We start from the raw sequence: 22,350 nt of genomic DNA on the forward strand, positions 1-22,350 counted from the left end.
AGAGCAAAAACAAAAGCAAAAACAAAAGCCCCGCAGCCACAAGGGCCCGGAGCTAAAGCAAATGAAGCGGATTAGCGGATTTCGGTCATCGGCACGCCGTCCATGTCGTCGAAGGCTTGGTTTTCGCCGGCCATACCCCAGATGAAGGTATATGCTGCGGTGCCCACGCCGGAGTGGATGGACCAGCTCGGAGAGATGGCCACTTCCTCGTTGCGCATCACCAGGTGGCGGGTTTCGGTAGGCTGTCCCATCATGTGGAAAACAACGCCGTTTTCCGGCATATCGAAGTACAGGTACACTTCCATCCGGCGCTCATGGGTGTGGCAGGGCATGGTGTTCCACATGTTGCCCGGGTCCAGCTGAGTCAGGCCCATTACCAGCTGACAGCTTTGGATGCCCTTCTCGTGGATGTATTGGTAGATGGTGCGCTCGTTGGAGGTTTCGATGGAACCCAGGTGGCGCGGGTTGGCGTCCTTCTGAGCGGCCTTCACTGTCGGATATTGCTTGTGGGCCGGAGTGGAGTTCAGATAGAACTTGGCGGGAGCGGAAGCGTCGGCGCTTTCAAACAGCACTTCCTCTGCCCCCAGGCCTACATAAAGGCAATCCTTGTTGTCCAGCTCATACGCGGTGCCGTCCACCTTCACCGTGCCCTTGGCGCCGATGTTGATGATGCCCAGCTCGCGGCGGGCCAGGAAGAAGGGCGCGCCCATATCCTTGGCGTCGGCTTCCAGCTTGATGGACCCTGTGGTGGGTACAGCAGCGCCGGTAATGAAGCGGTCATTGTGGCTATATACCAGCTTGAGCTCGCCGGGTACAAACAGGTTTTGTACCAGGAAGTGCTTGCGCAGTTCTTCGGTGTCATACTTCTTCACGTCTTGGGGATGATTGGAATAGCGGATTTCCATAACAACAAATTCCTCCTTAGATAGGGTAAAAGATTGTTGCCGGCGTGCGCATGAACATTTTTCTAATTATGCATGGCCGCGGCAATAGAAAGTCATACCGGTAAACCGGCTGATAAACGTAATTCCGGTTTCAAACAGGTTCATTCATGTTCATTCAAACTTTCTTTACGTTCATATGGTACCATATTACGAACGAAATTACCATATCACTTCATTTCTTCACATTTTCTTTGGGGTGACGTAAACGGCAGGCAGGTGGTATAATATTTGTCAATGTGTATACCAATTTGAGGAAGGATGACCCCCCCATGCACCCTTTGGCCCAAAAGCTGAACGAAACCATTGAGAAGAACAGTCCCCATCTGTACGAAATGCTGTCCGACCTGGGCAAGCTCATTTATTTTCCCAAGGACGGAATCCTAAGCCAGTCCGCCGAAGCCAAAGCCAAGGCCAAAACATACAATGCCACCATCGGCACCGCTTTGGAAAACGGCCAGCCCATGCATTTGAAGGTGATTCAGGATACCCTGTCCGCTTACGCCCCCAAAGACCTGTACGAGTACGCGCCTCCCGCCGGCAAACCCGAGCTGCGCGCCGCCTGGAGAAGCAAGCTGGTAGTGGAGAACCCCTCCCTGTCCGGCAAAAGCTACGGCAACCCCATTGTCACCAACGCCCTGACCCATGGCCTGTCCATTGTGGCCGACCTGTTCGCCGGTCCCGGCGACGCTGTTATCATTCCCGACAAGAACTGGGAGAACTACGAGCTGACCTTCTCCATCCGCCGCGGTGCAGAAATGGTCTATTATCCGCTTTACAATGAACAAAGAAAGTTCAATGACGAAGGCCTTAAAGACGCCATTCTGGCCCAGAAGGAAAAGGGCAAAGCCATCGTTGTGCTAAACTTCCCCAACAACCCCACCGGTTATACCCCCGGCGCCGAGGAAGGCCGCAAGATTGTGGAAGCCGTCCGGGCAGGCGCGGAAGCGGGCATCAACGTGGTTGTGGTTACCGACGACGCTTACTTCGGACTCTTCTTCGAGGACTCCCTCCACGAGTCCCTGTTCGGTTCTTTGGCAGGCCTGCATCCCCGGGTGCTGGCTGTCAAGGTGGACGGCGCCACCAAGGAAGAGTATGTATGGGGCTTCCGCGTGGGCTTCATCACCTATGCCGATCCCAATGAAGCTGTCCTGGCTGCCCTGGAGCAAAAAACCATGGGCATTATCCGGGCTACCATTTCCAGCGGCCCGCATCCGTCCCAGACCTTCGTGCTGAAGGCCCTCCAATCCCCGGACTTCGATCTCCAGCGGGCGGAGAAATACCAGATCATGAAGGGCCGGGCCAACAAGGTCAAGGCTGTGCTGGATTCCGGCAAGTACAGTGGGGTATGGGATTATTATCCCTTCAACTCCGGCTACTTTATGTGCCTCAAGCTCAAAACCGTAACCGCCGAGCAGCTTCGCCTGCATCTCCTGGACCAATACGGCGTAGGCACCATCGCCTTGGGCGAAACCGATCTCCGCGTAGCCTTCTCCTGCATCGAGGAAGCAAACGTTGAGCATCTGTTCGACCTGATCTACAATGGCGTGCAGGATTTGGAAAAGGCCGCCGTCAAGTAAACGGAACGCAGGCAATAACAAAACATATGCAAAAAGGCCCGGCGCTTCGCATAAAGCGAAAGTCCGGGCTTTTCTAAATACTAATTTACATGTTTTACATTTATTTCAATATACCCTGTTCCTTCAGCTGGCTTTCCGCAGCCTGGACATACAGCTTATATTTAAATGTATTTTCCAATTGGGCAACAAAGTCCCCATAAGTGGCAAGATCCCGCTTGCCATTGACAAACTTCCAGAGCTCTTCCTCGATGAAGCGTTTGGCGTCTCCCAGCACAAAGCCGTCAGGCGGAGTGATCATGCTGTCATAGACAGAAATGAAGGGCTGCTTGCTGGCAAAAACAAATTCCTTCTCCTTATCCGGGAACTTGGTCTTCAAATAAACCATCTCGTCCCGTCCCACAAACTGGTATGCGAAGCCCTGGGGTTCGGCCAGCACCTCAGTGACTTTAATCGCCCCGTTCTCCTCCGTATAATGTTTATCCTTTATCCCGTACATGGCAACCTTGGAGCCTTCCGGAGATGCGGAATAGTTGACCAGCTCGATGATTTTCTCTACCTTGTCCTTATCCTTCTCGATGCTTTTGGGGAATGCCAGAACGGAAGCCGTCATATCCTTGGCATAAGCTCCTGGGCCTGCCGGACCCGCAGGAACCTCGATCTGGACCCAATCCATGGCGGGATTGACCTTCTTGTATTCATCCGTCTTGATATTCGGCCAATTGAAGTAGAACATGCCCAATTGGCCCTGGTAGGCCTTGTCCTTGTGCTGCAGCTTGGTATTGGCCAAAAAGTCGGGATCAATGATCTTCTCGTCAAAAAAACGCTTGATATACGCCAGGGCATCCTTCATCGCCGGATCATAGACCGAATTCACCAGCTTGCCCTCCTTGATGTAAAAGCTGCCGGGATACGTGGTTCCATAAGCGCCGAACAGCGGACCAAGGGCCTCTGTCGGGCGGCCGCTGAAGCCATAGGTATCGTTCTTGCCATTCCCGTCCGGGTCCTGCTGGGCAAAAGCCTTGGCCACATTGAAAAATTCCTCCGTGGTTTTGGGAATCTGCAGATTCAGCTTATCCAGCCAATCCTTGCGCAGCCAATAAGAATACTGGTATGCCCGTTCAGTCTGGGGAATGCCATACACCTTACCATTGTAGGTGGACAGATTCAGCCGTCCCTCGCCCACATAGCTCACCGCCGGCTTCAGCTTATCCAGATACGGCGTCAAATCCAGAAGCAGGTTGCTCTTGGCCAGGCGCACCAGATCCTGACGGTTTACATAGAACATATCGGCGCTGGAACCGCTGGCCAGCCCCACGTTCAGCTGCGTCCGCTGGTCATCGGGCAAATAGGTGCTAATGGTCAAATTGGTGCCGAGCTTCTGGTCAAGATACTGCTTGATCGGATCATCCTTGGCTTCAGGCATGGGCTTGGAATATGTGAGCATCATGGATAAAGCCACCGGACCTGCAGGAGCTTTACTGGCCTGCTGCTCTGGTGCCCCTTGCTCCTTGGCGCTGTCTCCGCCGCAGCCACCCAGTACGCCTCCGGCAGCCAGCACCGCTGCCATCATCATCAATTGCCTGCTTTTTGTCATGTTTGAATTGAACCCCTTTCTTTGTGAGCTTAACATTTTAGCCAACCGCCGGACAACCCAGCATGTTCCTTCTGTCTTCTTCGGGACTTATCCCTTCACAGAGCCCAGCAGCACCCCTTTGGCAAAATATTTTTGAATAAACGGATAGACCATCACAATCGGCAGACTGGAGAGGATGACAGCGCTCATTTTGAAGGTTTCCGTGGGAATATTGGCTTGGGCGCTGGCATAATCCATGGTCTGGGAACTGATCAGAATCTCGCGCAGCACTACCTGCAAGGGATACAGGGAACGCTCCCGCACATAGAGCAAAGCGCTGAAAAGCGTATTCCAATGCTGTACGCCATAAAACAGTCCAATGGTCATCATGACCGGCAGAGACAGCGGCAGCACCATCTGGAACAGGATGCGCAGCTCCTTGGCTCCATCCATACGCGCGCTTTCAAACAGCTCCTCCGGCAAATTCTCAAAGAAGCTTTTCATAATCAGCAGATTAAAGGTGGAAATGGCCCCCGGCACAATCATGGCCCATACAGAATCCAAGAGCCCCAGGTCTTTTACCACCAGATAAGTCGGAATCATGCCGCCATGGAACAGCATGGTGAACAGAATCAGGAACAGCACGGGACTGCGGCCCACCAGATTTTTTTTGCTCAGGGGATAAGCGGCCAGCATGGTCAGGATCAGGTTAACCGCCGTGCCGACCGTGGTCAGGAACACCGTAACGCCGAAGGCGCGGGGAATTTGATCGCCCTGAAGCACCTCACGATATCCCTCGAGGGTGATGGAACGGGGGATAACCAGGAAGCCGCCATGCTTCATCACTTCCTCGTAGGGGGTAAGGGACATGGACAGCACAAACAGCAGGGGGAATATGGAGGCGATGCCCACAATAGCCAGCAGGAGAATCACCACCCAGTTGATGATTTTGTCTTCGTTCGACTTTACCATATTCCTTCCCCCCAAAGCTTGGCCAGTTTGTTGGAGCCCACCACCAGGAGCAGTCCAATCAGCGATTTGAACAGCCCAACGGCGGAAGCGATGCTGAAATTCATCTCCTGCAGCCCCACCCGGTACACCCAGGTATCGATAATATCGGCTACAGGGTACACTTGAATATTATACATCACATAAACCTGCTCGAAACCTGCATCCAACACATGCCCCAGCTTCATAATCAGCAAAAGAATAATGACACTGCGGATGCCCGGAAGGGTAATATGCCAAATCATCCGCAGCCTGCTTGCTCCATCCACTCTCGCCGCCTCATACAGGGTAGGATCAATGCCCGAGATCGCTGCCAGATAGACAATTGCGCCCCAGCCAAGATCCTTCCAGACATCGCTGCCCACCAGAATGCTGCGGAACCATTCCGTAGAGGTCATAAACGGAATCGCCTGTCCTCCGGCATCCGCAATCCACCGGTTTACCAACCCGTTGGTCTGGGAGAAAAAAGCGGTGCTGATGCCCAGAATAATGACCCAGGACAGAAAGTGAGGCAGATAGCTTAAGGTCTGAATCACTCTTCCGTACCACAGGACCCGGCATTCGCTCAATACAATGGCAAGAAGAATGGAGGGCACCATGCCAAAAAGCAGTTTGTACAAACTGATGAGGAACGTATTGGTCAACAATTGGGCAAAATACGGCGATTCATAAAAGGTGCGAAAATATTTGAACCAGGGATCGGCCCAAGGACTGCTCCACACACCATCCGCCAGACTGTATTCCTTGAAGGCAATCAGCATGCCGTACATGGGGCCATAACGAAATACCGCATACCATACAAGAGCCGGAAGCAGCATGACATAGAACATCCGCTGCTTCCACATGAGAAGCGCCAGACGTTTGAGTTTGGAGGCCGGCCTCACTTCCGGAGGCTTGGCAATAGCTGCGTATGCTTGCTGTCTCATTGTCGTCTATCCTTTCTGTGTGCTGTTGCTTTTATTATAAAAAACGGGGGAGGGAGGTTAAATTCACTATCCGACGAAAAGCTTCACAATCCGGCGATGAATAATTCATGGTTTTCTGCAGGAGTTGAACGCGATATAATACCCTTAACCGCAGTGTTGTTTCCGTTTTCATAGAAAGGGAGGGAAACCCGATGGGCGTTTTGCCCCGTTTTGTCCGGCATCATCTGCTCCGAATGAAGCTCTCCGCCAAAATGTTCTGGATGAGCTTTATCCTGGTGGAAACGATCTTCCTCTCTTTGGGAGCGGCCTACCGGAGCGTCGCCTCTGGAGTGTTGGAGCAGGCCCAGCGGGATTACGCCATCCAAATGGCCGTCAAGTCCAATGAGTATTTAGAGATCAGCCTGCGGAATATCCGCAGCCTGTTCGTCTCCTTGGCCAACGACTCCAGAATGGCTGACCCTGCCCAACCCGCCATTCAAACCTGGCTGAACGAAAACCTGACGTATCTGTCCGCCCATGCCCGCAATCTGCACATTGTGGAGAATGGCCAGGTGACGGTAAGCACCTCCCGGGCAGGCTGGATGCTGCTGGACGACACTTTATTCCGGGAAGGGCTGGAAAGCGTCCTGGAATACTCCCCCATCTATTGGACCGCTCCCTATTCCTCCCCTGTTTCCGGTTTTACCGTGACGGGCGTCATCCGGATATCTGCCAATGGAGCGGGGGAAACAGCCAAATATCTGGCCATTGATCTGGATTTGGACAAGCTGTACCAGGCCATGCAGCCTGACGCTCCCGCCCAGTTCAAGGGGGAGCTGGTTCTCTTGGACGCGGAAAGCAAGCCCGTCTACGGCCGCCGTCCATTTACTGCGTATGATGTTTTTGAGCGGCAGTATGTCCCGCTGGTTCCCTTCGGCGGACTCTTTGAAGGAAATTGGAGCAGCACCGATTGGCAGTCGCCCGAGGGCAACCGCTTCTTCATCACCCGCAGCAACAGCAACATGCTGAAATGGCAAGCCGTGTGGCTGATGGACCGGACAGAACTGCTCAGGCCCCTTCAGGCATTAACCCGGTTTTCTTGGGTGCTGGCGGCATTTTCCGTATTTCTTTCACTGGTGGTCTCGCTGCTTATCTCCAAGTCGGTAAGCCAGCCGATCCGGCGGATCGCCACATCCATGGATCAGGTGAGCCAAGGCCGCTTCGACGTAAGCATTCCCATCAAGCGGCAGGATGAACTGGGGCTTCTGGCCCGCCATTTCAACCAGATGACCCGGCAAATCGCCACATTGATTGACAATCTGAAGGCCACCGAGGAGAAAAAAACGCAGTTTGAGCTTAAGGCGCTTCATGCCCAAATCAAGCCCCATTTCTTATTCAACACACTGAATGCGATCAGTATTTCCGCCAGAGCCGGAGAGTTGATCAAGGTAGACTCGCTTATATCCGCTCTGACCAACCAACTGGATTATTCCTTGAAGGAAAGCACTGCGCCTGTTACCTTCAGGGAGGAGCTGGCGGCTATGGTGCATTATGTAGAGCTGATGAAAATCCGTTATGGCGGCCGGTTTCTGCTGGAATGCGACCCAGACCCGGCAACCCTGTCCTGCAGGCTGCCCAAATTCGTTTTGCAGCCTCTGGTGGAGAACGCCATCTTCCATGGCCTTGCCCCCGGCACGGAGACAGGTATCCTGTTCGTGGGCAGCTCCTTTGCCGACGGCAGGTGGAAGATCCAGATTGAGGACAACGGCGCAGGCATGGCGCCGGAAACCCTGCTCCGCCTTAAGCGGCAGCTTGAGCATGACCATGAGCCGGATGAGAAAACGGGAATTGGCCTAATGAATGTGCATCAGCGGTTCCGGCTTTTGTTCGGCGGGGACTACTCTATGAGCTTGGACAGCTGGCCGAAGGCAGGCACCCGCATTCTGATTGAGCTGCCTGTGTGGACAGACCGTGAGAGTTTGACAGAAGGGAGCTAATGTTATGAAGCGCATTTTAATTGTGGACGATGAGCCCATTGCCCGGCAGCATATCCGGGCTTCCTTTCCTTGGGAAGCATGGGGAGCCTATATTGCAGGCGAGGCGGCCAATGGCGAGGAGGCTTTGCGCATGTGCCGGGAGGTAAATCCTGACGTAGCCCTGATTGACATTACCATGCCCGTCATGGACGGGCTGACGCTGCTTGAGCAATTGCGCAGCCAGTTCCCCCAGGTCCGCTGTATTATGCTGACGGCCCACCGGGACTTCGAGTATGCCCAGCAGGCTATGGCGGGAGGCGCTTTGGGCTATATCCTGAAATCGCCGATTGATCTGAAGGCCGCCCGAACTGCATTGGAGCGGGCCTACAGCGATATTGAGAAGGAATCCGAGCTGACGGCCAATATCAGTCTCCGGAACAGCCTGATCCGCAATTACCGCTACCCGCTGCGCAAGGAATTTCTGGAGAATGTGCTGTCCGGCATATTGAGCCGCCGGGATGAAATGCTGAAGCGCGGAGAGGAGCTGGAGCTGCGGCTTCAAGCGGATTATTATACTCTGTGCCTCTTCCGCATCGACCACTTGAGTCAATATGCCGTGAAATACCAGCCCAAAGAGCTGCCTTTAATTGAATTCAGCATGCTGGAAATCATCCGCGAGGTTCTGGACGGACTGGCTCTGGGGCAATTCGAGCTGTTCCCCTGCCGCTTCGGAACAGCGGCGGTGCTGTTCACCGGCAGCCGCGCTCCGTTCACCCCGGCTGCAATCAGTGAATGGTGGGCCGAATGCCAGGCTCCTCTGCGGCAATACATGTCCATCGGATTGGGGGCGGCCTGCAGCAATCCCTTCACCAATCTGGCCCGGCTGCGGATGGAATTTGTACAGACGGAAAAGCTGCTGGAGCACCGCTTCTACCAGGAGCAGCCCCGGCCCGTGTTCGCACAAGGGCTGGCGCCGTTTCAGGAGCCGCCGAAGGAGCCGGTTCTTGCCGCTGCGGAAAGCTTCGGGGAGGCGTGGCATTCCCCCCAGCCCGCAGAATGGGAGCGTTGGATTCGCTCCGCCAGGGATCTGCTGCTGACCTATAGGCCCCATCCCCAATGGGCCAGAAGCTGGCTGAAGGAGCAGATTGCCGCCCTGCCTGAGCCCGAATTGAGAGAAGCGGCCGCAGTCGCGGAGGACGCCACTCTTCACGAATGCCTGTCGGCGCTTCGGGATGCCGTTTTGGACTGGAGAACCAAGGAGCAGCACAAAAAGCAGCTCCGCCCCGAAATCGCCGCTGCCATCCAGTTTATCCGCCATAATCTGGACCAGGAGCTGACCCTGGACTTAATCGCCGGAAAAATCCAGCTCAGCACCTCCCACCTGGGTCATCTGTTCAAGAAGGAAACAGGCTTTTCCGTTATTGACTATATTTTGGACCAGCGGATCGAAGCGGCCAAGGCTTGGCTTCTAAACGGCACATACCGGAATTATGAGCTGGCGGAAAAGGTAGGCTTCAACAGCTATTCGTATTTCTGCACCGTTTTTAAAAAGCATACAGGCTTGACCCCCAACGAGTTTAAGCAAGCCAACAAGCCCTTTATCTCCACCTGATCGGGCAGACAAACAGCCGCTCCTGCGTATCCGGCATAGTATGCCTTTACGCGGAGCGGCTGTTTTCGCAGGCGCTTTCCCAATTGCTTTTTGCCGGACAGAATTACTGGAATTCCGCCGCAGCCGTGTATTTCATGCCGGGCTCCAGAATAAAGCTCAAGGCTTCGCTCACAGGCAGTCTGCCAAAGGAAACCGGTTGTCCCAAGGAATCGGCGGCATCCCGTCCATTCCCATGGCTCCACGCCTCCGGCGCCCCCGGTGCGGACAGAGGGGTTTTCGTCACCCTCCAGCTTATTTTGCCCATCTCCTGTCCCATCTTGGAGCAAACCTTCCGAACGGCCACAATGCTTTCGGAGATTCCGTCCGGATGAATAAACCGGTAGACGGTTCCGTCCGGCGCTGTCGGATATACCTCGGCCATACAGGGGCCTTCGGGAGTATCACGGCGGACCAGTATCCCCGCTCCCCCCACAAACACCGGAACAGCATCGGCAGGGCGGGGATGATCCTTCAGGATCTGCGGCCCGCGATAGCATCGGCCTGTTTCATATTCCATCCAATCTCCGGAGGGCAGATACACATCCCGGGTCTGCGCCGTTTCAAAATCATTCCCGTACAAGGGGGCAGCCAGCAGAGAAGGGCCCAGCATCCACTCGTATTGCCGCGTATGCCGGTTGGCCAGCCCGTGAACCCCCGGCTCTTCGGGAAAGGCGATATGCAAGGGGCACATGGCCTCGGGGTAACCGGACCGGAAGGCATGAACAACCGAGCTGTAGATGTAGGGAGCGTAGCGGTTATGCCAATCCACCGCCTTTTTGACAGCGGCTTCGAAGCGCGGATGCTGCATCTCCCACGGCTTCCGGCCCATGGACATAGCAGGACATACGGCATTGAACATGGCGTTGCGCACAAAATACCATTGATAGCTTGGCAGCGAAGGATCGGTTTTGGGCGTACCTCCCGTTATATCCGGGTACAGATTGGACACGCCGCTGGCCGCAAACCCAAACAGATTAAGCGGAACCCGTTCCTGGTCAAAATGAAAGCCCTCCCCTTTGCCGTAATAGGTGTCATTAATCCGGATCACGTCGCCGGGAGCGGAATAGGCGGAATTGCGGACAATCACCAGATGCCCCCGGTCCATAAACGCCTCGTTGATGGGGTTCCAATTGCCGTCGGCATAATGCTTGGTGTAGACCATGGCATCCTCCTTAAAGCCTTCGGCTCCCCAAGTCTCGGCCAAACGGACAAACCAGTCCAGGGCCTCCCGGTTGCGGCTGTCCAGAACATACAAGGTTCCTTTGGGGAACTCCGCATTGGTCAGCCTTACCAGGCCCCCATCCTCCCTCCGCAGAAAATATCCCCGCTCCAGCCCCTCTTCCACAAAGGCTCCGTTATTGACCGGGTTATGATAGCCTCCGTCATCCCGTGGAGCCTTGAAGTGATGGCGGATGCCGAGCAACAGCTTGATGCCGCTTGCCTTGAACAGGCTCTTCATCCTCTCCGGGTCCGGGTACCGGGGATTGGGCAGCCCGTCTGTGCGGCCCTCCTCCTCCAGGGTGTCCCACAGATTGAAGCTGGTGGTGGTGCCCTGCTCCGGTGATTTGCGGTCCCCTTTCCAAAAGCCGGAGCCTACCACACCCCAGGCCAGTTCGTAGCCGCGCTCCCGGTATTCCGCCAGCGCCTCCTCCACGGCGGACTGGTATGCATTCCAGCCAAGGGAACCGTATGCCTCCCAGCCTACCCGGAACATGTCATACTTGGGCTTTCTGTCGGGATACCCCTCCTCATGGCGGACACGCTGGTATTCCCGGTATATGGTCTTCGTGTCCCCGAAGAAATAATACAGGCTGCCCAGGCTGCGCACGCCATTTGCTCCCAGCATGTTCTCTTCCAGTGTAAAAGACGCCCGTTTGGAGCCCTCGGCAAACAGCACCTGTGCAAATCCCTTGCCGGGGCAAATGGCGAAGGTGGTCAGGAAACGCATATTGGTGCCTTGATTCACCATATCCTTGCGGCTGAATCCGAACAGATCGGCGCTGTCCCGAGCGGGAATATCCAGCTTGCCTTGGGCAGGGGCATCCTCGGTCAGCACCGTATCCGTATGGGAGCCGAAATCCCCCATACCGTAAATGGGCCGAACCGAAGCTGTCCGCGCCTCGATGACATATTTCCCTTCCTTCGCCGGAGTAACGGCAAGCCGGAAGGAATGCTCCTCCGGATGCAGCACCACCTCCGCTTCGTCTCCGCCTTTGTTGCGGACGCGAAAAACAGCCGCTTGTCCCCGCGCTCCTGCATAGTCCGCAGCAGCAGCATCGTACAGCACCGTTCCCGCTATGTTGGACCACCGCAAGCCGCATACGGGATGGGCCTCAACCAGCGGCATGCCCGATGCATCGGTCACCCGAAAGCGGAAGCCTTCCCTGTCAATAAAAACGCTGTAATGGAGCGAATGAATTTCGATGGTTGTTTCAGTTTGCACAGTATGATTCTCCAAAGAGAACACCTCATTTCTGCATCAATGATGACGGGGCCGCCAGGCGGTACAGTCTGTAAATGAGAACCGCCGCTTCCGCCCGGGTGCACTCATGAAGAGGCAGGAGCCGGCCTTCGTCCCCCTCCACAAGTCCGGCGGCGGCCAGCAGCATAACGGAAGGGCGGGCGTATCCCGCCAATTCGCCGCTGTCCGTGAATGCCGGTTCTGTCCTGTCTCCCGGAGCTTCCCGCAGGACCCCGAGGCGCTCTGCAGCGCGGGCTGCCAGCACCATCATGTCCTGCCGGCTAAGCCCTTCTCCCGGAAGGAAGCTGCCGTCCTCCGTACCTTCCACTATGCCCAGACTCCGGGCAATGCCAAGAGGGTCGGCATAATAGGCATCGGCATCCACATCGGTGAAGCTGTGGCCGGGAGCGCTGCGCAGGGACAGAGCCCGGACCAGCAATACGACAAAATCCGCGCGGGTAACGGTGCTGTCGGGAGCGAATCTTCCGTCTGCCACACCGTCCACAATTCCTTTTGCAGCCAGCGCCTCCACCGCCCGTTCGGCCCAAGAGGCATGGCCCATATCGGAGAAGCGGGTCTCCCGGTAGGCAATTCCGTAGCTTCCGTCGGCGTAGGCTTGAAACACCACCGCTCCTAATTCGGATACGTAGCGGCCTCCGGGAAGGGGAACGGCATTGCCGTAGCCGTCCAGCTTCACCGCCGCAATTTTTTCCGGGTCTTCCTCCGGTTTAGGAGTATAGGGCAGCCGCACCGTGATCCCGCCTCCGGCCGGATTCCTGTAAACCGTTCCCGATGGAGCGGTTACAGCCAGCCTGACTGTATGGCGCCATGCAGAATCTCCGGAGTCAAGCAAACCGATGGAGATCCGCAGCTCATCCAGGGGAGGCTGTGCCGGGTCCAGCAGATCAGGCGGGAGCATCACTTGAAAGGAAGGCAAATCCAGCAGAACTCGCGCCCGCTCCTCGCCCCCCGGCTTGCCGGCATAACCTCCGGGAAGGGTCAGCTCCCAGGCGGTTACGGCCTCCCCGAGCCGCAATACGATTGTTTTGCAGCCGCCGGAATCTGCCTGGGCCAACCGGAGAGCCGCCTCCCAATCGGCTGGCGCAATGGCCGCCATGGCCCGGCCATCCTCCAGAAGCGAAGAAGCAGGCTCTATCACGGCCCGGCCAGAGGAATCCCGGCTTATGGCTGCGGGAGGTTCCGTATCTTCGTTTGCCGCAGCAGGCTCGGATGGCTCGGACGGTTCAGATGGCTCGGATGAGCCCGGGTCCTGCTGAACCTTCAGCACCAGCTCCGCCGGAAACAGCCAGTCCTCCGGGTCCTGCGCCGCAGGAGCAGCCCTGATCCGGGCAATACCTGGGGCATGGGCGGTGACAAGCCCGTTTTCATCCACAGACGCGGCTTGGGGATCATCGCTTGACCAGACCACAGCTCCTGCCGGCAAGCCCGTTTCCCGAACGGCGGCGCCAAGGGCGACGGTTTCTCCCGCAGCAATGAGGCTGACGGCAGGCTCAATGGATACATGCCGGGGCATCCGGTACTCCATTAGCGCGAATCCGTCCGCATCCAAGGGCTCCTCCTCCGCCAATAGTCCGGCCCGGCCTTGGAGGAGAGGGTCCGCATCGGTAACAGTAAGCTTCTTTTCCCCATCCAGATAGCCCGTGATCACAGCGCCTGCCATTTCCAGCTTTAATGTATACCATTTGCCATTGGTCACCGTGGCCGCTTTTTCTCCCAGCAGCACATAACCCTCCGGCGTTTTCTTCAGCAATTGCAAGCGGCTGGTATCGGAGAACATCCGCAAGAGATAATAATGGTCCGCATCCTGGTAACGTCCCACTATTCCCGAAGCGGTAATCGTCACCTCATTGTTGAAGCGCAGCTGCGCTTCCGCGGCATAATCGCCGTAAACAGCGTTGTGGGCGATGATGGAGGCTCCTGCCGTATCCGTTTGCCGCAATATGCCGTTTCCGTTCTCGGCAACGGCCGTCCAGCTTCCCGAAACTGGCGTCCAGTCCGGCAGTTGCCCATCGTCGAAGGAGTCTGCCGCAGCCCTGTACATACGCGGCGCATCCTCATGGACAACCCGGAAATCATCCACTGCCACAGTCTGATTCCACGCTCTGACCCCGATGGCGCCGGAACGGAAGGAGGTGTCCGTGTACTGGATTTTCTGGACGCCGTCCACATAACCGGTCAGTTGGTCTCCAATTGCCGCCAGCTTCAGGGTATACCACTTCCCCGTCTCCGGAGGACTGTCCAGCTTGGCGGAAGCCAATGAGCCCCACTTGCCGTTGATCTTGCGGTATAGCTGCACATTGTTGCCGTTGGTGTTCCAGTGAAGCCGCAGCAGATACATATTGTTCTCATCCACGTACCGGGCCGTTATGCCCGATGCGGCCCCGGAGCCGCTGTTGTCATATGCCTTGATGCGCGCCTCTACAGTATAGTCGGACCAGCCCGCATCCCCGGCCCGGAGCATTCCTTCCTCGGCGCCTTGGGAAATCGTCGCCAGCTTCAGCAAGCCGTTTCCTCCCTCGGCCTGAACCTGCCAATCCCCCGACAGAATGGTCCAAGACTCCGCATGGCCTTCGCTGAAGGAATCCTCAAATACGGTCAGCGTCATACTTGCCGGCTTGGGCACACTTTCCCCCTCCGTGGGGGGAAGACAGCCCGCAGCCGGCAGAATGGGCGTGCTGCTTTCAGGAGCTTCCGGATCAAGCAGCAATTGATATTCTCCGGATGTGCGCTGCTCCGAATCCACAGCGTAATAGCGGATTTTCTCCGTATTCTTCGGAAGCGGCAGAGAAAATTCAAAGGGGAAGCCGATTTTTTCTATCGTTTTCCATGTACTGTCATCCAGGGAATAATGCAGCGTCATGGTATCCGCATATTCGGGACTGGTATCCGCGTAAACAAACAGGCTGGCCGCAGAAGCGGAGGGGGATAGAACCATGGCGGTCAGCCCTCCCATCGGCTCGCAGCTTTTGATGTAGCTTCTGCCGGGCAGCGCGGGAGTGGCAGCTTCCCCGAATAGCGTTTCCTGCAGAGACGTTTGAACAGCCACATCATCCACCGCAAGGGCCGCAAGACCATTGGCGGGAACCGTTACTGCAAACACCCCGTCCGTGACGGCGATTGTCCCTTCCGCGCCGTTTGTCCATATTCTTGCGCTGCGGTTGCCCGGAGCCGAAGCCAACTCAGGATTGATCCGCACTGTTGCCAGCACATCTTCGGCGGATTGATTGGACAAGGCGATATACAGCTTGCCGTTGCCGTAGCCGCTGATATAGTTCAACTGCTTGCTGTCCATGCCGAGCAGCCCCTTGGGGAGCCACAGGCGGACATCCTCATCTCCGTAGAAGGTGCCCGGACGGTCCCCGTATACCTTGCTTTTAAAATATGCCCCGGTATCCGTATAGCGGGAAGGGAAGCTGATCCTTGACAGGGACCGGTTCAGCGTATCGCTGACCAAATAATCCACCATCATGCTTGCCATGGGAAGGGGATGGTTCATATGGGCCGTGTTTGAATACGTATTGTACCATTGCAGCGGGTAATCCGCTTTGCCGAACTTCAGGGAATATTGATTCCGGTAGGTATAGCCCGGATAGTTCGCATACCGTCCAATTATATTGGCTTTGCCCACATCAGCCAGAAAGGAATCACCGGAATAAGCCGCCGCCCTGGCAAAATACGGGGCAATATACGGCATGAAAATTCCCCTGTGGCTATTGCTGGTGCCTGCCGCCTCCGAGATCAGGCCCGCTTCGGAAATTTGCCATGCCGGAACGGTCTCTCCCTCCAAATCAACTGTTCCCTCCGGAATAACCGGAGTATATTGCATGAACTGGGCAAATTCCCGCATGGACGCCACGGCGGCATCCCCGTAGCGGGTTTCCCCGGTCAGATCATACATTTCAAACAGCGCATCGTACAGAGAGCCCAACTCATTCCAGAAGGAGCTGTACGTATCCCGGTAATCCAGCGGAACTGCATCTATGCGGTACCGGATGTAATCATCCGCCGCCTGCCTGGCATCCGCCAAGTATTCACCGTCTCCTGTCATCCTGTACATGCTGATCAACGGGCGCAGCCAGCGCTTGGCATTGTCCAGCGCCTCCTCCCGGCTGTAGGTGCGCCCCGCTTCAATCACCGATGCCAATCCTCCGGTGATGCCGTAATTCTTCAGAGCCTTGCCGATAGCCTCCTCCGCCAGTTGCTTGAACGCAAATGTTCTGCCTCCTGTCATGGCGTACAGCTCGGCCCAATCTCCGGTTATCCCGTCGGTGGGACCGCCCATGGGATACTCAGGATCATAACCGTCCAGCTTTATGTACTGGCTCTTGCGGGAGGCCAGATATTCCAGAGTGGGCAATGCCCGTTCCTCATACAGCTTTTGGTCATCGCGGACCATGGCCAGGCCCAGGGCATACAATGCCGACTGCTGTCTGCCGTACCCGGGCTTGTCATTGATATATTCATTGGTTTTGTAATCCTCGCGCCAATAGGAATAGTTCTCGCCGCTGTCATTGAGAATGTAGTCCGTCAAATTGTCCAAAGCCTCGTTCAGTGTCACGGAGGTATTGGTTCTGTAATCGCCGAAGCCGTACAAACCTTCCGCCAGATGCCGGAACGTGCCGTAGCTGTCATCCTGGCGGACAACCAGCCGGACGGCAAATTCATACGGCCCGGTCAACAGAGAGCCTTCCCCGCCATAGACCGGGGCATATACCGAAGGAGCCATCCGGCCGGAAGCGTCTCGGAGCAGCAGGCCATATCCGGCATTCTGCATGGTCGGCAGCCTGAAGGCGGATTCCCGCGGATCTGCGGCGATTCCCACCGTCAAGCCGCCTTTTCCGTACATTACCACGGGGATGCCCGCCCGCGATTCGTCCGTCATATAGGATGCGTCGGGAATCCGCTTGCCGGTCCATACGCCGGGCTGGTAAATCCAATCCGCTTCCTCAGCCGAAGAGACGGGTGCGCCGGTGTAGGCAATGGAATAATACATGGGGGCGGAAGGAACCAGCTTCCAGGTGATCCGGGGCTCTCCGGCTCCCTGGGGCAATGCCAATGAAGCCTGCAAGGTATACCCCTCTCCAGAGAGATAGGTCCAGGCCAGGATTCCATCGGCAAAAGCAGACCCGGATGCCATGTGCACTGTACTTTCTCCCGGGGATGCGAAGAAATCCCCGTTGCCGTTCCAGCCCAGCACCGTGTAATTGAGCATGCTTCCCGTCCCTTGCTGGGCTCCGGTAATTTTGGCGGTGCCTTTTTTGGGAGCGGTGCTGCTGTGACGAACAGTCAGCTCGGGAGTAAAGCGCGCGGAAGCGCCGGAGGCTTTTTCCGTGACGACAAATCCAAGATCAGGCTGCTCGGCTACAAGGTAGGCGTCATTCTCCAGCACAGCGGGAGCTGCGCCGCGGCGGACAGACACCGTATACACGTTGGCGGCGGAGGAATCGGCCAGGGAGGTTACCTTTATCTGAACCTTAGTTGTTTCCCCCGGCGTCTTCAACTGGACGGGAGAGGACCAGCTTCCTCCGGCAACTGCTGTACCGTTAATTTCGACGATATCCCCGGCGGTGTTGGGGATGCCCATGAAAGATACGGCTTCGGTGCTGTAGCTCACCGGGAGCTCATAAGCCAGGATCTCAGGGTCAAACGCCGGCTGCAATTCCCCGCCATCGGCGGCAAGGCTTTGAAGAATTGCGGAATCCGGAGCTTCGCGGGCTGTCAACGCTACTGTATATATCTTTTTGACCGTTGGGTCCTGGGCATATACCGTTATGGTAACCGTGCTGCCCCCGGGCAGAACGGCAACCGGAGCCGAGGGGATTCCGCTGGCGGCCGGCTGGCCGTCAATATAAAGAGCTGCCGCGCTGTCTGCCGTCTCTGCCGTTATGGCTACGCTTGCTGTACCGAACGGAACAGATTGGGCATAGGCGGTGACTTCCGGCAGGAAGCCGGGAGTCAGGCCGACGCCGTTCCCCACCTTCAAACTGCGCAAATCCGCATTGACCCGGGGCGGAACCACCCGTTCCAGCCTGACCGTATCGGCATGAACATACGAGGTGCCCGTTACGGAGCTGCCTGCTTTCCTCATTTTGATCCATTGATCCGGAGAGCCGCTGAACTGGAACGTCCCCAGCTCCACAAAGCCGGAGGTTTCCTGGACCGAAATATCAATTACGCGGTAATCCGGCGATGCCGCCGGATGGGTTTGATCCGCCACCTCCAGACCGGCTTGGGCATTCTTTCCATCGGGCCGGACGGTAATATAGACGGAAACCTTGTAAGTCCCCGGTTCAAAGCCGGGAGCCAAGGATGGAATCCATTGAACGCTGGTATTTGACCCTCCCGTGTTCACTGTATTGCCGATAAATCCGGCAATGCTGGATGTGCTGAAGCCGTTGTTGATAAAGGCCGCATCCAGATTGTCGATTACAATGGACTCATTCCCGCCGGCAGACACGGAACGGGGCGGAATAGATCCGAATAAAAGTGCCAGGCACAGAACAAACGCCAGTGTACGGCGCATTCGCACGGACAAGCTGAAAAGCAACGCAACCGACTCCTTTCGCAGGATAGTTATCTTTCCTCTCCAATGTAAACGGATTCAGAGGCGCTGCCTATACAAAATCGGGCGAAAATCATCACTATTCCGCTATATTTGAAAAGCCATCCCGCTAATTTGGCCGGGATGGCTTTCTTCACAATATGCTTCTCTTTTTCCTTTTATATCTCCTGTACAGCTTTGATTTAATAAATTTTGATCTCGGTCACCAGGGCGCTTGCGCCCTTCAGCTCAATCAGCCGGTCTGTGGCAGGCAGGCTGCCTCCGGTAATGGAAACTGTCGGCGCTGCATTGTATACCGCCTCCTGGACGGTGCCGTTTACCGTTTGGGCAATTTTGATGGTGGCAATTTTGCCCTCTGCGGTCAGGGTCATATCCTTATAAACGCCTACAACCGTGAAGGATGTGTTGGTAACTGCATTGGTTACCTCCACAAAAAGCGCAGTTCCGTTATAAGTGCGGATTTTCAGCGTATCGCCTGCAACCAACGCTCCCAAAGCCACCCGGGAACCGTTGCGGAAGATGAAGGCGTTGGCGTCCACCACTATGGAAACGGTTTGGCCGTCCTTCTCCACCTGCAGCACGTTCCCGGCGGGAGCGGCAGCCAGCTTGCCGGTTACGAGAGTCTGATCCTGCCCGGAGCCGTTGCCCGGCAGCTGCTCGCCGGTGCGGTCCAGAAGGGCCGCCAGCTCCGCCCGGGTTACAGGCCGGTCCGGACGGAAGGTATTGTCCTCATAACCGTCGATCAGCCCTTTTTCCAGGGCAACCTTTACATATCCTACCGAACCGGCGGGAATTTGCGCCGCATCACGGAAGGTCAGCTTCTCGTTCATCTTGGCTTTGGCTTCCGTGCCCAGTTTCATGGCCTTCACCAGCAAGGTTGTGGCCCACAGGCGGTCTGCCGGCTTATCCGGCTGAACCTTATCGTCGGATTCCAGGAACAGATCATTCTCGGCAGCCACCGCCACATAACCGGTTGCCCAGGCGTATTGCTTTTTCACCTGGTCTGCGTCCTTGAAGTTCAGGTTGGAGTTCATCTCCTCGGCGGATTCGGCTTGCTCCCGCAAGCCCATCAGGCGGACAGCCGCCGTCAGCGCCTCAATGCGGGTAATGGTCTTCCGGGGCTGGAAGGTGCCGTCCTCATAACCTTCAAACACCCGTTTGGAGGCCAGGCTGGCAATATATTTCATCGCCCATTCCACATCAGCGCCTGTCACATCGGGGAAGTTCAGAATAATGTTCACATTTCCCTTGGTGCTGGAGTTGGAATTGGATTTGGCTTGGGTGGTGTACTTGCTGTCGTTGTTTTTGCCTTGATCCCTGCTATTTCCTTTGCCGTTGGCCAGCGCCGAAGCGCCGCCTCCCGCCAGCATGGAAACCGCCAGTCCTGCAGCAATCATTGTTTTCATTGTCTTTCTTGCCTTCATCTCTAAAGCACTCCCTCGCTTTGGATTGGGAGACTGCGACGAACTAAGTACCGCTAATTTACTGACAAAACTCCCAAAACCGTGGAGATTTTGTCAGCAAAAGCGGGTACTAATTTCCTCGCAGCTCCTGGGAGACTGCGACGAACTAAGTACCGCTAATTTACTGACAAAACTCCCAAAACCGTGGAGATTTTGTCAGCAAAAGCGGGTACTAATTTCCTCGCAGCTCCTGGGTATGGTTCCGGCCAAGAACCGCTTCGCGAAGTGGGGATTGATGCTACAGAGTTTCGGGGGGCAAGAAGAGATTGAGGGGGTGGGAGGAACATGATAGACTGGTAAGGGTGAAATAGATCCCCCAAAAGTGAAGAGAATAAGGAGATGTATATGCGCAGAAAAAAGAAGTCCGTGTTGCCCCGCTGGGGATTCCTTGCCGTCCTTCTTGTCGTCCTGGCAGGCTCTACAATCGGGTATGTCCAATTCCGCGATAACCGCGCTGATCCTGCGGCAAAGCCGTCTGCGGCCGCCCAAACGCCGGCACCCAGCGCAGCGGCCAGCGCTTCCCCTGTCCCTACCCCCAAACCCATCCCTGCGGAAACGGTGGATGTAGCCATTATCGGCAGCGAGCTGGAGGGGATGTATCTGGCCCGGGCGGCGGCAGATGAGGGGCTAAGCGTCAAGGTTATCGACCCCCGGGCCAAGGCCGGCGGACAATTGCTTCAAGGAGAAATGCTGTTTCTGGATGAAACCCGGGATGGCAGCGGCAAGCTGTTGGTGCAAGGCCGGGCCAAGGAGCTGTTCGACGGCTTCCGCGCCGGCAAAATCCGCAAGCTGAGCGAATTCCAAACCTACTACGCCAAGCTGGTGAACGGCATCCCCATGGAATCGGGAATCACTATTCAGGAGGTTGCCGCAGCCCCGGGTATTCAAGGAACGGAGGCGGTGCAATCCGTTACATACAAAACCGCGGACGGCACCGAAAAGAAGCTCACCGCTTCCTACTGGGTGGAAAATTCCGACTTTGCCGCCCTGGCCTCTCGCCTCGCGGTAACCCGCCTGCCGGGTCTGGAGAAATTTTACGGCCAGGAGCAGATTGAATATATGAGCGCCGGCATGATGATGAAGTTCAAAAACGTGGACTGGGCCCGTTTCCAGGCGGCCTACAAGGAATCCGTCAATGAAAGCTTCGCCATTGGGCTCACCGGCGTCACCCGGGGATACAAGCCCACCAATGACAGCGTCTTTCTGCGCGGGCTCAATGCCGTCAGCCAGCGGGACGGGGAAGTGATCATCAACGCCTTCCTGCTCTACCAGGTGGACCCTTCCGACGATGCCTCCATTGCCGCCGCCAAGGAGCTGGGCCAAAAGGAAATCCCCCTGATCCTGCAATACTTCAAGAAAAATATGACCGGCTGGGAAAATGCCGAGCTGAACGGCTTTCCCGACTATCTGTACATCCGGGAGTACAACCATTACGAAACGGATTATGTGCTGAAGGTTTCCGATGTGCTGGGAGCCCGGATGTTCCCGGACAATGTGAGCATCGCCGGGTATCCTCTGGATCTCCAGGGGCTTAAGGCCAACAAGTGGGGCATTGAGATGGGCCGTCCGGACAAATACGGCATGCCCCTGCGCAGCTTCCAGTTGAAGAACTACGAGAATGTGCTGATGGCGGGCAAAAATGTGGGGACTACCGCCATTGCCTACGGCAGCGCCCGGATTCAGCCCAATACCTCCTTGGCCGCGGAATCCATCGGCGTCATTCTGGGCCAGATCCACGGCAAGAAGAAGCTCCGGGAGCTGACAGAGGCCGACTGGAGCACCCTGCACCCGTACCTGGAGAGCAAATACGCCATCAAGGTTACCGGCGTCACCGGCACCAACAAAATCGCCGGCTGGACGGCGGAGGAAATCGCCAAGCTGGACACCGGCGAGATCGTGTACCCCAGCTATGTAAAAACACGCAAGCCGTAACACAAAACACAGAACGGGCATCCCAAGAGGGGCGCCCGTTTTTTGGCGCGGGAGAAGGCTGCCTTGTGGCGGCTTGCTTGTATGCCTTCAGGCGGGCCCGATCCTGGCCCAAGTAAGAGACAGATGAATTTGCCAAGCTGATGTAAGCGCCATAAAAATGTATGCTATCCGTTTATTCGCCCCCGATTTTCTCAATTAGCAATCATGAAATGTATCCTATTCGCTCCATTCTGCCTATTTGGCGGAGTTTGAGTGGTATTAGCATACATTTTATGTA

11 protein-coding genes are annotated in these 22,350 nt (G+C 56.1%); 4 read left to right on the forward strand and 7 right to left on the reverse strand.

Going from position 1 to position 22,350, the window contains the following annotated elements; all coding sequences use genetic code 11:
- Positions 1–71: 71 nt before the first annotated feature.
- Positions 72–905: a 5-dehydro-4-deoxy-D-glucuronate isomerase gene (kduI, locus tag DQG13_RS06075; protein WP_113018856.1), complete on the reverse strand. Its 834-nt coding sequence runs from the start codon at positions 903–905 to the stop codon at positions 72–74.
- Between the two features lie 308 nt (positions 906–1,213).
- Between kduI and DQG13_RS06080 the strand changes: the two genes are divergently transcribed.
- A complete protein-coding gene (locus DQG13_RS06080; protein ID WP_113018857.1) occupies positions 1,214–2,521 on the forward strand; it encodes an aminotransferase class I/II-fold pyridoxal phosphate-dependent enzyme in 1,308 nt (435 codons plus the stop codon).
- Between the two features lie 100 nt (positions 2,522–2,621).
- Here the strand turns inward: DQG13_RS06080 and DQG13_RS06085 are convergent, their stop codons facing one another.
- The 3 genes from DQG13_RS06085 to DQG13_RS06095 form a co-directional block, all read right to left on the reverse strand.
- Positions 2,622–4,115, reverse strand: a complete 1,494-nt coding sequence (locus tag DQG13_RS06085) for a type 2 periplasmic-binding domain-containing protein (RefSeq protein WP_181592608.1) — start codon at positions 4,113–4,115, stop codon at positions 2,622–2,624.
- A gap of 87 nt (positions 4,116–4,202) precedes the next feature.
- Complete coding sequence (locus DQG13_RS06090; protein ID WP_113018859.1) at positions 4,203–5,066, reverse strand: carbohydrate ABC transporter permease; 864 nt, start codon at positions 5,064–5,066, stop codon at positions 4,203–4,205.
- Positions 5,060–5,947, reverse strand: coding sequence for an ABC transporter permease (locus DQG13_RS06095; RefSeq protein ID WP_258525496.1), 888 nt, complete (start codon positions 5,945–5,947; stop codon positions 5,060–5,062). Before DQG13_RS06095 ends, DQG13_RS06090 begins: the two co-directional genes overlap by 7 nt.
- Positions 5,948–6,219: 272 nt before the next feature.
- Between DQG13_RS06095 and DQG13_RS06100 the strand changes: the two genes are divergently transcribed.
- Both DQG13_RS06100 and DQG13_RS06105 read left to right on the forward strand, forming a co-directional pair.
- The gene (locus tag DQG13_RS06100) at positions 6,220–8,004 is read left to right on the forward strand and encodes a sensor histidine kinase (RefSeq protein WP_113018861.1); all 1,785 of its coding nucleotides are present in this window, start codon (positions 6,220–6,222) and stop codon (positions 8,002–8,004) included.
- A 4-nt stretch (positions 8,005–8,008) separates the two neighbouring features.
- Positions 8,009–9,595: a response regulator gene (locus DQG13_RS06105; RefSeq protein WP_113018862.1), complete on the forward strand. Its 1,587-nt coding sequence runs from the start codon at positions 8,009–8,011 to the stop codon at positions 9,593–9,595.
- 103 nt (positions 9,596–9,698) lie between these two features.
- Here the strand turns inward: DQG13_RS06105 and DQG13_RS06110 are convergent, their stop codons facing one another.
- From DQG13_RS06110 to DQG13_RS06120, 3 genes are all read right to left on the reverse strand, one after another.
- Entirely contained in the window at positions 9,699–12,077 is a 2,379-nt protein-coding gene (locus tag DQG13_RS06110) for a TIM-barrel domain-containing protein (RefSeq protein ID WP_146767110.1), read from the reverse strand.
- Positions 12,078–12,102: 25 nt separating this feature from the next.
- Positions 12,103–18,663, reverse strand: coding sequence for an S-layer homology domain-containing protein (locus DQG13_RS06115; protein ID WP_113018864.1), 6,561 nt, complete (start codon positions 18,661–18,663; stop codon positions 12,103–12,105).
- Between the two features lie 197 nt (positions 18,664–18,860).
- On the reverse strand, positions 18,861–20,084 hold the full coding sequence (locus DQG13_RS06120) for an S-layer homology domain-containing protein (protein ID WP_258525486.1): 1,224 nt from the start codon (positions 20,082–20,084) through the stop codon (positions 18,861–18,863).
- 402 nt (positions 20,085–20,486) lie between these two features.
- Here DQG13_RS06120 and DQG13_RS06125 point away from each other — a divergent pair, with 402 nt between their 5' ends.
- Positions 20,487–22,073, forward strand: coding sequence for an FAD-dependent oxidoreductase (locus DQG13_RS06125; RefSeq protein WP_181592609.1), 1,587 nt, complete (start codon positions 20,487–20,489; stop codon positions 22,071–22,073).
- Positions 22,074–22,350: the final 277 nt, after the last annotated feature.

This window comes from Paenibacillus sp. YN15 (assembly GCF_003285005.1).
GTDB lineage: Bacteria > Bacillota > Bacilli > Paenibacillales > NBRC-103111 > Paenibacillus_AR.